The sequence below is a fragment of the Pseudomonas sp. D2002 genome (assembly GCF_013385735.1).
Classification (GTDB): Bacteria; Pseudomonadota; Gammaproteobacteria; order Pseudomonadales; family Pseudomonadaceae; genus Aquipseudomonas.
The window spans coordinates 281,212-294,338 of record NZ_JACAPL010000003.1 but is presented as its reverse complement, the minus strand read 5'-3'; the positions used below and the strand labels follow the sequence as shown (position 1 = coordinate 294,338).

Below are 13,127 nucleotides of genomic sequence, written 5' to 3'. Positions count from 1 at the left end.
GCGGCTTGTCTTGGGGAAAGGGGCAGGCGCCGATGAATCGCAATGAATTACGCAAGGCCGACATCAACCTGATGGTGGTCTTCGAAGCACTGATGCTCGAGCGCAACGTGACGCGGGTGGCGGAGAAGCTGTTTCTAGGCCAGCCGACGATCAGTTCCGCCCTCAACCGTTTGCGTACCTTGTTCAATGACCCACTGTTTATTCGCGTTGGGCACCGCATGGAGCCGACTGCACGGGCCGAGGAGATCATCCAGCACCTGTCGCCAGCCCTGGATTCCCTGTCGTCGGCCCTGAGCCTGACCCACGATTTCGACCCGACCCAAAGCACCATGACCTTCCGCATCGGTTTGTCCGATGACGTCGAGTTCGGCCTGCTGCCGCCCTTGCTGCGTGCCCTGCGCCAGGAAGCGCCGCTGGTGGTGTTTGTGGTGCAGCACGTGGATTACTGGCGCATCCCCGACCTGCTGGCGTCCGGCGATATCACCGTCGGCATCACCCAGACCCGCGGCCTGCCGGCGAATGCCAAGCGCAAATTATTGCGGCATATCCGCCCCTGCCTGTTACGTGCCGACGCCTCGGACAAACCGCTGACCCTCGACGAATATTGCGCACGCCCCCATGTGCTGGTGTCCCACACCGCCAACGTGTCCGGGTTTGCCGATGAATGGCTGGCCGAGATTGGCCGCAAGCGTCATGTGGTGCTGTCGGTGCCGCAATACAGTGCGCTGCCGGCCTTGCTTGCGGGCACCGACATGATCGCCAGCCTGCCGGACTACACTGCCCAGGCCATGGCGGCTGGCGGCAACCTGTTCTGCGAGCCGTTTCCGTTTGAAACGCCGACTCTTGACCTGTCCATGGTCTGGCTCAGCCACGTCGACACCGACCCGGCGGAACGCTGGATGCGTTCGCGGCTGGAGGCGTTCATGAGCGAACGCGACAGGCTGCCGGTGCTGGCGGCAAAGTCTTAAGATAACCGTTCAAACCGAACCGGCTGAACGAAGTTTCACCTTTAAAGCGCTCTGATTCAGTGCGGCTGCGTGCTATACGTATGTCTCTTTTCCTACAACAACTTGGAGCCTTTCATGCCGCATCTGCACCTGGAATACACCGCCAACCTGACAGGCCTGGCCGTCGAGAAAACCCTGTTGCGGCTCAACAATGTGCTGATGGCATCCGGGCAGTTCGGTTCCGAGTTCGATATCAAAAGCCGCGCCGTGAAGGTCGAGAGTTTCCAGGTCGGCACGTCCCTGAACCCACGCGGCTTCATCGCCGTGAAGCTGTCGCTGCTCAGCGGGCGCTCACCGCAGGTCAAGCAGCAGTTGTCGGAAAGCCTGTTGGCGGCGTTGCAGGACATGGGCGAATGGCCGGCGGATATACAGGTTCAGCTCAGCGTCCTGCTGGTCGACATGGATCGCGAGTCCTACAGTAAAGTCGCCATCGGCTGAAGGTTACAACAACCCTTGATCCGCGCACACTTTCACCACCTGCTCACGAAACCAGGTATTGGCGCTGTCCTGGCCGCTGGTTTCGTTCCACTGCATGTCCAGGGTAAACCCCGGTAAACCGTTGGGCGCTTCGCAATGGCCGAACACGTTGGCAGGCGCCAGCAGCTTTTGCACGCGGCGGGGCAGGGTGACGATGAAGTCGGTGCCGGTGATCATCTTCAAGGCTGCGCTGTAACTGTTGGCCCGGGCGACCACTTGGCGCTTGTGGGCCTGACGCGCCAGCCAGCCGTCGATCATATTGGTGTCCGAGGACCACGGTGTCGGAAAAACGTGGCGCCGTTCGACGAAGGATTGCAGGCTGAACGCCGCCTCCCGCGGCGCCGCGCGTTTATCGAACACGCAGACCAAATCGTCTTCCAGCAGCATCTGGGTCTTGAAGTCTTTATGGGCGCGGTGAAAGTGCGGGCCGAAGCAAATCACCAGGTCGAGACGGCCTTCGCGCAGGTCGTCGGCCGGGATCTCGGTTTCCAGCTTCTGCACATTGACGTTTACCGGCAGGTCGGCGCGGTCGAAGTTCTTCAGCAGGCGCGGCAGGATCAACTGTTCGAAGTATTCGGGCGCGCAGACCGTGAAGGTCACCGCCTTCTGTGTCGGGTCGAACGCCTGGCCACCGGCGTGGCACAGGTTGATGCTGTCGAGGATCTTCTGCACATGCCCGTACATGGTGGTCGCCTTGTACGTAGGCCGCATGCCTGCCCGCGTGTTGATAAACAGCTCATCCTCGAAACTGGTGCGCAGTTTCTTCAGGCTGTAACTCACCGTGGACTGGCTGACGAACAGCGTTTCAGACACCTCGGTAACGCTGCTCTGGTCGTAGACGGCGATAAACACCATCAAGTCCTGCATATCGAGCTTTCTGAGCAAATTACTGTTTAGCATCCGTTCCATCCGGTAAGCCTTGGCACTGAGGCAGCGCGCGACAAGGGCAAAAGCTTAACGGAACGGTCGTGCCAATAGAAAGCGCTGTAGGGCGTTTCTATGTTTTGCGTGGGACAAATAATGTTGGCAACACGACGTCAGTGGATATGTCGTGCGTAATGCTTTGGATTGAAGCGCGTGACGATCAGCAGCATCACCACGATCACGGCGGTCAGCGACCACCAGGCCCATTCGAAGCTGCCGAGTTGGTCGCGAATCATCCCGGCAATAAGTGGCGACAGGCCAGCAATCAGGTAACCGATGCCTTGCACAAACGCGGTCAGGCCACCGGCGCGGCGCGGGTTGTCGAGGTGGTCGAGGGACAGGATCAGGCTCATCGGAAACAGGCCGCCGATGCCCAGGCCCAACAGGCAAGGCCACAGCAGGCTCAAGTGGTGCGGGCTTAGAATCAGGCCGCAGAAACCCAGGATGATCAGCACCAGCAGCACAGCAACCACGCCGCGTTTATCCTGGCGGCGGTTGGCGATAGCAGGCGTGATCAGGCCGGACACCACTTCCATGGCGGTCAAGAACCCCAGCAGCAGACCGGCGTTCTGCTCGCTCCAGCCTTGCTCCACGTAATACGGCGCCAGCCACGCGAGTACGCAGGTGTAGGACGCTGTACCGAGGCCGAAGAAGATCGCCAGCAACCAGGCGCGACGATTACCGAAAAATGATTCCTGAGGGCCGGAACCGGCTTGGGGCAGCGGCGGCATTGCCGAGCGCTGGGCGTACCAGAACACCAGCGCCAATAACGCGAGTGCCGCCCAGATCGCCAGGCCGATGCGCCAGCTGCCGGTCTGCACCTGCACGAACGGCGCGAACGACGCCGCCAACGCCGCACCGCCCATGATGGCGGTGACGTACAAGCCCATGAACAGAGAAACGTTGTCGCTGAAGCGGGTCTTGATCAATGCCGGCATCAACGCCTGGATCATCGCGATACCGACGCCGGCAGCGATGGCGCTGACGATCAACTCCAGCGCCGAATCCAGAAACAACCGCGACAGCGTGGCCACGCCAATCACCAGCAGCGACAGCACAATGCTGCGGTGCTCGCCAACGCGTTTGCCCAGGCCCATGCCAAAGAACATCGCCAGGCCCATGGCCATGACCGGCAACATGGTCAGCAAGGCCGCGCTGCTGAAACTCAACGGTACATCGCCGCGAATCGACGACAACAGCGGGCCGACGGCTGCCATCGATGGGCGCAGGTTAAGGGCGACCAGTACCACGCTGATCATCAGCCAAACGGCGGTGGTGGGTTTTGTGCGGACGTTTTCCATGGGCGGGCCTTGAAGAGACAAGGGCGAATCAGGCCACGCAGGGGCGAGAGGGGCAAATCAGAAAGTCGTTGGCACTATCTAAAAATTGCAGGTGACTGGCACACAGCAATTCAAAATGTGGGATCTGCGTTGCTATAGGGCGCGGATCACATGCTTGATCTCCTGAAACGCCGCCAACCCCCACGGCCCCAGCTCGCGGCCGATGCTGCTTTGTTTGTAACCGCCCCACGCCGTTTGCGGGAATATCACTTGCGGCGCGTTGATCCACACCAGCCCGGCCTGCAAGGCGTTGGCCACGCGTTCTGCGGTTTCGGCGTTGGCGCTCACCACACTGGCGACCAGGCCGAAATCGCTGTCATTGGCCAAGGCGATGGCTTGCGCTTCAGTGGTAAAACGTCTGACACACAGCACCGGGCCGAAGATTTCTTCGTTCCACAGCGCACTGTCCAGCGGCACATCGGTAAACACCGTGGGGCGAATGAAATAGCCCTTCGCCAGGTCCGCCGGTCGTTCACCGCCGCACAGCAGGCGCGCGCCATCCTCGAGGCCACGCTGGATATGCCCGAGCACCCGCTGATACTGCGCACGGTTGATCAGCGCGCCCATTTCCACATCCTCGGCAAACGGGTCAGCCACGCGAATCCCTTCAGCTCGCGCCTGCAAACGCTGCAGGAATTCGTCCGCCAAGCTGTCCGCCACCAGCACACGGCTGGTGGCCGAGCAGATTTGCCCGGCGTTGAAAAAACCACCGCCACACGCCAGTTCGACTGCCAGGTCGAGGTCGGCGTCCGCCAATACCAGCAGCGAGGATTTGCCGCCCAGTTCCAGGCTCACACCCTTGACCGTTTCCGCCGCGCGCTGCATCACTTGCACGCCTACGGCGTTACTGCCGGTGAAGGAAATCTTCGCCACGCGACGGTCGGCTGCCAGCGGTGCGCCGACCGCCAGGCCGGTGCCGCAAACCAGGTTGAACACACCCGCCGGGAACCCGGCTTCAGCAATAATTCGCGCCAATTGCAGCTCCGCCAATGGCGTGACTTCCGATGGCTTGAGCACCACGCAGCAGCCGGCGGCCAGGGCCGGGGCGAGTTTCCAGGCAGTGGTCACCATCGGGAAGTTCCAGGGTACGATCAAGCCGACTACGCCGCACGGTTCACGGCGCAGGCGTGCACTGAAATCCTCGCTGGGCAACGCCACCGGGCGGTCCTGCGCGGCGTCCATGGCGTCGCAGAGGCCGGCGTAGTAGTCGAAGGTGGCGATCACGTCGTCCACATCGATGCCGGCTTCAAACAGCGGCTTGCCGCTGTTGCTCGACTGCAACTGTATCAGCTGTTCACGTTGTTCACGCACACCTTGGGCAACCTTGCGCAGCAGGGCACCGCGATCACGGCCGGTGCTTTTCGACCAGCCAATGAAGGCCGCGCTGGCGGCCTCGACGGCCTGGGCCACGGCGCTCGCATCACCCACGCTGACGTGGGCCAAGGTGGCCTCGGTTGCCGGGTTGATCACTTCAAGAACCCCATGGCCTGCGCGCCACTCACCACCGATAAACACACCGTTCAGTACTGCGCTCATACCGATACCTCCTGCATCCACAGTGCCTGGTCGATTTCAATCAGCGTCGGCCCCTGGCGATCAGCCGCAGCGCGCAATGCCGTGCGCAGGTGCGCAATCCCCTGGATGCGTTCGGCGGCGCAGCCCAAGGCCTTGGCGACACCGATAAAGTCCGGGGTGTAAATGTCCACACCGACCGGCTCGATAGCGCGGTTAAGCATGTATTTCTTGATCTCTTCGTAGCCCTGGTTATTCCACAGCAGCACGATGACCGGCACGCGTGCCTCGACCGCGCTGGCCAGTTCCGGCAGGCTGAATTGCAGGCCGCCATCGCCGATCAGGCACACCACCGGCTGGCCGTCGCCACGTCCCAACCACGCGCCAATCGCAGCGGGCAGGGCGTAACCCAAGGTGCCGTAGCCGGTGGAAGAGTTGAACCAGCGGCGTGGGTGGTCGAGGTTCAGGGTCAGGTTGCCGCTGTACACCGGCTGGGTGGAATCGCCCACCAGCACGGCGTCGGGCAATTCCTCCAGCACGGTGTTGAGGAACAGGGTTTGCGCGCGGGTTGCGGCGTCCCAGGTCGGCGTCAATTCGGCCCACAAGCGGGCGACGCGTTGAGCGCCCCAGTGTGGATCGCGCGTGGGCAATGTCTGGGTGTTCAGCTCGGCCAGCAAGGCGTCGACGGCAATCTGCGCATCCGCCACCAGTGCGACCTGCGGCGGGTAGTTGCGCACGGTCTGGTCGGGGTCGATGTCGACGCGCAGCAACGCGCCGGGAATCTCGAAGCCACCGGCGAAGGTCACGTCGTAGTCGGTTTCCGCCAGTTCGGTGCCAATGGCCAGCACCACATCGGCTTCGGCGACCAGGGCGCGGGTGGCGACCAGCGTCTGGGTCGAGCCGATCAGCAACGGGTGCGCGGACGCCAACATGCCCTTGGCGTTGATGGTCAGGGCCACCGGCGCGCCGAGGGTTTCGGCCAGGCGCGTCAACTCGGGGGCCGCCTCGATGGCGCCGCCACCGGCGAGGATCAGCGGGCGTTTTGCCGCCGCCAGCAGCCGGCTCATTTGCTTGACCGCCGACGGCGCAGCACCGGCACGCGCGACGCTGACCGGCTCGCTGCCGAGCAGGGCGTCGGCGTTTTCGACCAGCACATCCAGCGGGATCTCGATATGCACCGGGCGCGGCCGCCCGGCCTGGAACAGCGCAAATGCGCGCGCCAAAACCCCAGGCAACTCCGCCGCTGACATCAAGGTATGCGAGAACGCCGCCACGCCAGCAATCATCGCGCCCTGGTTCGGCAGCTCATGCAACTTGCCGCGCCCGCCGCCCAATTGGCTGCGCGACTGCACGCTGGAAATCACCAGCATCGGGATCGAGTCGGCATAGGCCTGGCCCATGGCGGTGGTGATGTTGGTCATGCCGGGGCCGGTGATGATGAAACACACGCCGGGTTTACCGCTGGTGCGCGCGTAGCCGTCGGCCATGAACCCGGCGCCTTGCTCGTGGCGCGGGGTGACGTGGCGGATATTCGAACGCGCCAGGCCACGGTACAGCTCCACGGTGTGCACGCCGGGAATGCCGAACACCTGGTCCACGCCGTAGCTTTCCAGGAGGTTGACCAATACTTCGCCGCAGGTCGCCATACATGTCGCTCTTGTTATTGATTCGAGGCGCTATTGGAGCGGCTGGGCTGTAGCGGCAACAATCGATAAAAAGTCATACTAGCCATGTCTCCACGTCATGGCTGTGCCCCAATGAAACGCCTGCCACCGCTGCCCGCGCTGCACACCTTTTGGGTCACGGCCCAGTGCTGCAACTTCACCCGCGCCGCCGAGCAACTGCACATCACCCAAGGCGCGGTGAGCCGCCAGATAGCCGGGCTGGAAAGCCATTTGGGCTACGCCTTGTTCCAGCGCCAGGCGCGGGGCTTGAGCCTGACCGAAAAGGGCCGCGAATGGTCGCTGCGTGCGCAGCAAGTCTTTGGCCTGATCGCTGACGCGGTGGAACAGATCGGCAGCCGCCGCGAAACCCTGCAACTCAAGGCCTCCACCTGCGTGATGCGCTGGCTGCTGCCGCGTTTGCTGCAATGGCAAAAGGAGCGCCCGGACGTGCCGGTGGAACTCACCACTACCGTCGCCTACACCGTGGACTTTCGCCGCGAGCAATTCGATGCGGCGGTGATCTATGCGCCCATCGCCGAGCAGTCGGCGCAGGCGCGGCATTTATTCGATGAACAACTTACGCCGGTGTGTGCGCCGGGGCTCCTTGCAGGTTTGCACGCGCCTGCTGATCTGCAGCAACAGGTGCTGCTGCACCCCACGCGGGATGAACGCGATTGGGCGTTGTGGCTAAAGGCGGCGAATACGCGGTTGAGCAACCTGGCCCAGGGGCATCATTTCGAGACGCTGGATTTGGCCATGACGGTGGCGTCCCAGGGCTCCGGGGTGGCGATTGGCGACAGTGCGTTGATTGGCGAGGATGTGAAGGCGGGGCGGTTGGCGACACCGTTTGAACTGCGGGTGCCGACGGGGATGGGGTATTACTTGGTGTATCCGCCGGGGACTGAGCCTTCGGCTGGGCTTGAAGCACTGATGGAGTGGTTGGTAAGCCAGGCACAACAGTCGTCACACTGAAGACTCAAATGTGGGATCCGGGCTTATGTGGGAGCTGACTCCCACATAAGCCAGCCCCCACAGGGATCAGTAGCCGACGGTGAAACGCTGGCGCGAGTGCTTCGGCGACTCAACCTCGTCAATCAACGCAATCGCGTAATCAGCAAAGCTGATCCAGCTGCGCCCTTCAGCGCTCACCAGCAAGTCATCCTGGCCGACGCGGAATTTACCGGTGCGCTCAGTCTCAACGAACTCCGCCGACGGCGACAGGAAGGTCCAATCCAGTTCCTTTTCCTGACGCAGCGTTTCCAGAAACTCAGCCCCGGCGCTGGCTTCGGCCTTGTACTCGGCCGGGAAACCAGGGCTGTCGATCACGCGCCCGCCACCCGGCAACAACAACGAACCCGCACCGCCGACCACCAACAGGCGCTTGACCCCGGCTTTTTTCACCGGGCCGATCACGGCACTGGCCGGCAGCGTGGCGAAGTGCGCCGCACTGATCACCACATCGTTGCCGCTGACAGCCTGTTGCAACGCGTTGGCATCCAGGGCGTCGACTTGCTTGACGGTAACGCCAGGGCGCGCCGCCAGTTTGTCGGTATTACGGGCGATGGCGGTGACGCTGTGCCCACGACGCAGCGCTTCTTCCAGCAGTTGGCTACCGGCACGGCCGGTGGCACCAATGATTGCGATCTTGCTCATGACGTTCTCCAGTACGTTAAGGTTTAAAACCATTCACCACTTCATTTCGCCCTTGGCCACTTTGGCGCCCAACTCCAGGCTGCTCTCGTCGGCAAGGTTCGGGTAACGCTTCTTCATGGCGGCGATCAGTGCGGTGGAGTCCTTGGCTTTGGCGGTCTCGGTATCGAAGGCTTTGATGTAGTCGGCGGTGAAGGCCACGGACTGCACCGTCGGTGTGCCCAGGTAATGGCCCGGAATCACGGTATGGGGTTTCAGCGCTTCAATGCGTTTAAGCGTCGTCAGCCAGTCGGCGTGCGACTTGGCGGTTTGCGTGTCGGCCATCCAGACGTGGGTGTTTTCAAAGACCACCACACCGCCGACGACCGCTTTGATCGAGGGGATCCACACAAAAGTGCGGTCCGGCTGTGCACCGTCCAGGCCGATCACTTCCAGCGTCTTGCCTTCCAGGGTCAGGGTATGGCCTGGTAGCACCTGCGGGACGATGGTTTTGCTCGGTGCGTCGGCGCCCAGTTTCGGGCCCCAGAACGCGAGCTTCTGCTCGGCGGTGGCCTTGATGTGGTCGACCACCGGCTGCGACGCCAGTACCTTCGCGTCTGGGAACGCCTTCGTCAGCACCTCAAGGCCGAAGTAGTAATCCGGGTCGCCGTCGCTGACGTAGATAGTGGTCAGGTGTTTGCCGCTGGCGCGAATCTTTGTCACCAGTTGCTCAGCCTGAGCATTGCCGAATTGCGCGTTTACCAGGATGACGTCGTGTTCGCCGCTGACCAGCACCGAGCTGACGGGCATCATCGCCGACTCACCGGGGTTGTAGGCGTCGAGCTTCAGGTCGGCGGCCGCCGCGTGGGCGACGAATGCCAGGGCGGCCGTTGCGGTGGCCAATCGTTTGAGCATCGAGATCATGTGCAGCTCCAGTAGGCGATAAGTGATGCACAGAGCTTAGTTGCACCAAACGTCACAAAAAATGCCATGCTTGAACATAGTTTGTTTCTAAAAGCGTGCAAATCATGGATCGTCTTCAAGCAATGCGGGTGTTTGTCACGGTAGTCGACCTGGGCAGCCAGTCAGCCGCCGCTGATCAGTTGGACCTGTCGCGGCCGGTGGTGTCGCGATATCTGGCTGAGCTTGAGGATTGGGTCGGCGCTCGCTTGATGCACCGCACCACGCGCAAGCTCAGCCTCACCGCAGCGGGCGGCGAAATGCTGCCCCGTTGTCGGCAAATGCTCGAGTTGTGCAACGACATGCAATCGGCCGTCAGTGAGCCGGACGAAGCGCCGCGCGGCCAGTTGCGGCTGAGTGTCAGCAGCTCATTCGGCCAGGCGCAGTTGGCGGATGCCGTGGCCGAGTTCGTCAAGCGCTACCCGCTGGTCAGTATCGATATGCAGATGCTCGACCGTACGGTGAACCTGGTGGATGAGCGCATCGACCTGGCGATCCGCACCAGTTTTGAGCTGGACCCCAACCTGATCGCGCGCAAACTCACGCTGTGCCGTTCGGTGATTTGCGCCTCGCCGGCGTACCTGCTGGAGCATGCACAGCCGCAGCAGGTGCACGACCTGGTGGAGCACAACTGCCTCACGCATTCCTACTTCGGCAAAAGTCTGTGGCACTTCACCGAACACGGCGAGCCGGTGTCGGTGGCGGTGCAGGGCAATATCAGCGCTAACGAGGCGACCACGCTGTTACGGGTGACGCTGGCCGGGGCTGGCGTGGCGCGGCTGCCCAGCTATCAGGCGGGGGATTACATTCGCCGCGGCGAACTGATTCGTTTACTGCCCGAGGCCGAACCGCAACAGATGAATGTTTACGCGGTGTACGCCTCGCGCAAACACATGCCGTTGGCGCTGCGCAGCCTGCTGGATTTTCTGGTGCTGCGCTTCCCTGAAGAACCGGTCTGGGACATCGGGCTCTGAACCCGACATAAAGATGTTGAATGGCGCCCCATAATGGCAACTCGCCCTGACTGACCTATGCTTTAAACAGCACCGAGTCGATGTGTTCAGAGGTGTGCCATGACCTTAAAAATTAGAAAGTACCTGATGATTTTCATCCTGTCCGCCGCGGCGACCGCGCTTTACGGCACGGCCGCCTACCGGGTTGAACAGACTCGCATGCAGCCGACCTTTGCGGTCAGCTGCCATCAGGACCTGTGCGTGCCACGCACCGGCAGTTTCAGCGCGCTCAGATAGGCTGCTCGGCCTGATCGTTCCCACGCTCCGCGTGGGAACGCCCGCCCCGGACGCTCCGCGTCCCCTAATCAGCCTTCAGTTGCTCGCGAAACGCCTTGGGCGAAAACCCGACCCGCCGACGAAACAGCCGGGAGAAGTTGGTCGGGTCGGAAAACCCCAACACCTCCGACATCTCATTGATGGTCATGCTGGTGTAGGTCAGCAGGCGCTTGGCTTCCAGCAACTGGCGGTCATGCATGATCTGCAACGCAGGCTGCCCGCCCAATTCCCGACACGTCCCGTTCAGGTGTGAGACCGAGATGCCCAGCTTGTGGGCCAAATCCTCAATCTTCGGGTGTTCGCGGTAATGCTGTTCAACCAACTGGGTAAAGCGGCGGAAATATTCACGCCCGCGCGGTGCGCGCGGGTGGCGACGCTGGATCGCCTGGCGGCTGATCCACACCAGCAGCACGCTGACCAGCGCGTGCATCATCATGTCGCGCGCCGGCTGCTCATCGGCGTATTCATCCTGCAGGCGTGCGAACAGGCTGTTGAGGTAATCGCTGTCCTTGCCGGCCGGGTAATTACCCAGCACTTGCAGGCCATCTACCGTGGTGCCCAACTGAGATTGCAAATGGCTGACCAGCGGCGCCGACAGCGTCACGATGAAACCTTCTACATCCTCGGCAAACCGAAACCCGTGCACACACAAGGGCGGCAGCACCTGCAAGGTCGCCTCGTTGAGCGTGGTGCGCTGGCCTTCGATTTCCAGCTGCGCCTGGCCTTTGTGGACATACAACAACTGGCACAGATCCGCGTGCCGGTGGGGCTGGATTTCCCACTGGTATTCTCGGCTGCGCCGGGAAATGGTTTCGCAGTGCAACAAATCGGGCGTCGGCCATTGCTGGCTTTCCCCGTAAAGCTTGAAGACCGGAATCGCGGTACTGGCAGTTTTGGTCATGGTTTCAATCCGATACTCAGGATAGTGGTGCGGTAATCGCCCCGATTGGCAAAAAGCACAGGCTTTGTCTCAGTTTTCACCTTCTTATGATGCTCACTCAAGTGAAAAATGATCAGTAACAAGATGAATGACAACTCTTTCACCTGATCCGTTCGGGTGTCGCTTGCGAGCCATAAAAATAATGAAAACGCTGAAAACCCAAGTCGCCATTATTGGCGCCGGTCCGTCCGGATTGCTGCTCGGCCAACTGCTGCACAACGCCGGTATCCAGACCCTGATTCTAGAGCGCCAGAGCGCCGATTACGTGCAAGGCCGCATCCGTGCCGGGGTGCTGGAACAAGGCATGGTCGACCTGCTGCGCGAGGCGGGTGTCAGCCGGCGCATGGACGCCGAAGGCCTGGTGCACGACGGTTTTGAACTGGCGCTGAACGGCCAGCTCAGCCACATCGACCTCAAGGCACTGACCGGCGGCCAGACGGTGATGATCTACGGCCAGACCGAAGTCACCCGCGACTTGATGCAGGCGCGCGAAGCGGCTGGCGCCATCACCTTGTATGAAGCGCACGACGTGCAGCCCCATGACCTCAAAAGTGATCGACCCTGGCTGACGTTCGAGCATCAGGGCGAGGCCTTTCGCCTGGAGTGCGACTACATCGCCGGTTGCGATGGTTTCCATGGTGTGGCGCGCCAATCGATCCCGGCTGATTCGTTAAAGGTTTTCGAGCGCGTCTATCCGTTTGGCTGGCTGGGCATTCTGGCCGACACACCGCCGGTGCATGCCGAATTGGTCTACGCCAAACACCCGCGCGGCTTCGCCCTGTGCAGCATGCGTTCGCCGACCCGCAGCCGCTATTACCTGCAAGTGCCGGTTGAAGAGCCGCTGGATGAATGGTCGGATGAGCGTTTCTGGGACGAGCTGAAAACCCGTCTGCCCGGCCACCTGGCAGAGCAGTTGGTCACCGGCCCGTCCATCGAGAAAAGCATCGCGCCGCTGCGCAGCTTTGTAGTGGAACCCATGCAGTACGGGCGCCTGTTCCTGCTCGGGGACGCTGCGCATATCGTGCCGCCCACCGGCGCCAAGGGCTTGAACCTGGCGGCCAGCGACGTGAGCACGCTGTTTCGCATCCTGCTCAAGGTGTACCGCGAGGGGCGTGTGGACTTGCTGCAAAAATACTCGGCGATTTGCCTGCGCCGCGTGTGGAAGGCCGAGCGGTTTTCCTGGTGGATGACCTCGATGCTGCACCAGTTTCCCGAGGCGGATGGCTTCAGCCAGCGCATTGCCGAGAGCGAACTGGCGTACTTCATCAGTTCGGAGGCGGGGCGCAAAACCATCGCAGAAAATTACGTCGGGCTTCCTTACGAAGCTATCGAGTAGCCTGCTATCGTATCGAGCATTCCCGCGGGCCTTTCCTTTCCTGCGGGCC

The 13,127-nt window shown here is 61.8% G+C and carries 13 protein-coding genes; 6 read left to right on the top strand and 7 right to left on the bottom strand.

Translation table 11 applies throughout. From position 1 onward, the window contains the following. Nucleotides 1-32 precede the first annotated feature (32 nt). Both HX783_RS04615 and HX783_RS04610 read left to right on the top strand, forming a co-directional pair. Nucleotides 33-968, top strand: coding sequence for a LysR substrate-binding domain-containing protein (locus HX783_RS04615; protein ID WP_177016112.1), 936 nt, complete (start codon nt 33-35; stop codon nt 966-968). 114 nt (nt 969-1,082) lie between these two features. Continuing rightward, nucleotides 1,083-1,445, top strand: a complete 363-nt coding sequence (locus HX783_RS04610; protein ID WP_159954857.1) for a 5-carboxymethyl-2-hydroxymuconate Delta-isomerase — start codon at nt 1,083-1,085, stop codon at nt 1,443-1,445. Nucleotides 1,446-1,448: 3 nt separating this feature from the next. Here the strand turns inward: HX783_RS04610 and HX783_RS04605 are convergent, their stop codons facing one another. From HX783_RS04605 to HX783_RS04590, 4 genes are all read right to left on the bottom strand, one after another. Next, entirely contained in the window at nt 1,449-2,384 is a 936-nt protein-coding gene (locus HX783_RS04605; RefSeq protein WP_177016111.1) for a LysR family transcriptional regulator, read from the bottom strand. A 137-nt stretch (nt 2,385-2,521) separates the two neighbouring features. Then, nucleotides 2,522-3,709: a cyanate transporter gene (locus HX783_RS04600; protein WP_177016110.1), complete on the bottom strand. Its 1,188-nt coding sequence runs from the start codon at nt 3,707-3,709 to the stop codon at nt 2,522-2,524. Nucleotides 3,710-3,841: 132 nt separating this feature from the next. Further along, nucleotides 3,842-5,284 (bottom strand): aldehyde dehydrogenase family protein, encoded by a 1,443-nt coding sequence (locus HX783_RS04595; RefSeq protein ID WP_177016109.1) that lies wholly within the window; start codon nt 5,282-5,284, stop codon nt 3,842-3,844. Further along, on the bottom strand, nt 5,281-6,906 hold the full coding sequence (locus tag HX783_RS04590) for a 5-guanidino-2-oxopentanoate decarboxylase (protein WP_177016108.1): 1,626 nt from the start codon (nt 6,904-6,906) through the stop codon (nt 5,281-5,283). The genes HX783_RS04595 and HX783_RS04590 overlap by 4 nt, the downstream gene beginning before the upstream one ends. Before the next feature lie 111 nt (nt 6,907-7,017). On the opposite strand from HX783_RS04590, the gene HX783_RS04585 reads away from it, so the two are divergent. Next, the gene (locus HX783_RS04585; protein ID WP_177016107.1) at nt 7,018-7,896 is read left to right on the top strand and encodes a LysR substrate-binding domain-containing protein; all 879 of its coding nucleotides are present in this window, start codon (nt 7,018-7,020) and stop codon (nt 7,894-7,896) included. A gap of 66 nt (nt 7,897-7,962) precedes the next feature. Here the strand turns inward: HX783_RS04585 and HX783_RS04580 are convergent, their stop codons facing one another. Next, nucleotides 7,963-8,577 carry an NAD(P)-dependent oxidoreductase gene (locus tag HX783_RS04580; RefSeq protein ID WP_159954863.1) on the bottom strand — a complete coding sequence of 205 codons (615 nt, stop codon included), beginning with the start codon at nt 8,575-8,577 and terminating at the stop codon, nt 7,963-7,965. 33 nt (nt 8,578-8,610) lie between these two features. Next, nucleotides 8,611-9,477, bottom strand: a complete 867-nt coding sequence (locus HX783_RS04575; RefSeq protein ID WP_177016106.1) for an MBL fold metallo-hydrolase — start codon at nt 9,475-9,477, stop codon at nt 8,611-8,613. Nucleotides 9,478-9,581: 104 nt separating this feature from the next. Here HX783_RS04575 and HX783_RS04570 point away from each other — a divergent pair, with 104 nt between their 5' ends. Both HX783_RS04570 and HX783_RS04565 read left to right on the top strand, forming a co-directional pair. Further along, complete coding sequence (locus HX783_RS04570) at nt 9,582-10,487, top strand: LysR family transcriptional regulator (RefSeq protein WP_159954865.1); 906 nt, start codon at nt 9,582-9,584, stop codon at nt 10,485-10,487. Between the two features lie 99 nt (nt 10,488-10,586). After that, nucleotides 10,587-10,763: a hypothetical protein gene (locus tag HX783_RS04565; RefSeq protein WP_174245600.1), complete on the top strand. Its 177-nt coding sequence runs from the start codon at nt 10,587-10,589 to the stop codon at nt 10,761-10,763. 64 nt (nt 10,764-10,827) lie between these two features. Here the strand turns inward: HX783_RS04565 and HX783_RS04560 are convergent, their stop codons facing one another. After that, a complete protein-coding gene (locus HX783_RS04560; protein WP_177016105.1) occupies nt 10,828-11,703 on the bottom strand; it encodes a helix-turn-helix domain-containing protein in 876 nt (291 codons plus the stop codon). A gap of 190 nt (nt 11,704-11,893) precedes the next feature. On the opposite strand from HX783_RS04560, the gene pobA reads away from it, so the two are divergent. Next, on the top strand, nt 11,894-13,078 hold the full coding sequence (gene pobA, locus HX783_RS04555; protein ID WP_177016642.1) for a 4-hydroxybenzoate 3-monooxygenase: 1,185 nt from the start codon (nt 11,894-11,896) through the stop codon (nt 13,076-13,078). Nucleotides 13,079-13,127: the final 49 nt, after the last annotated feature.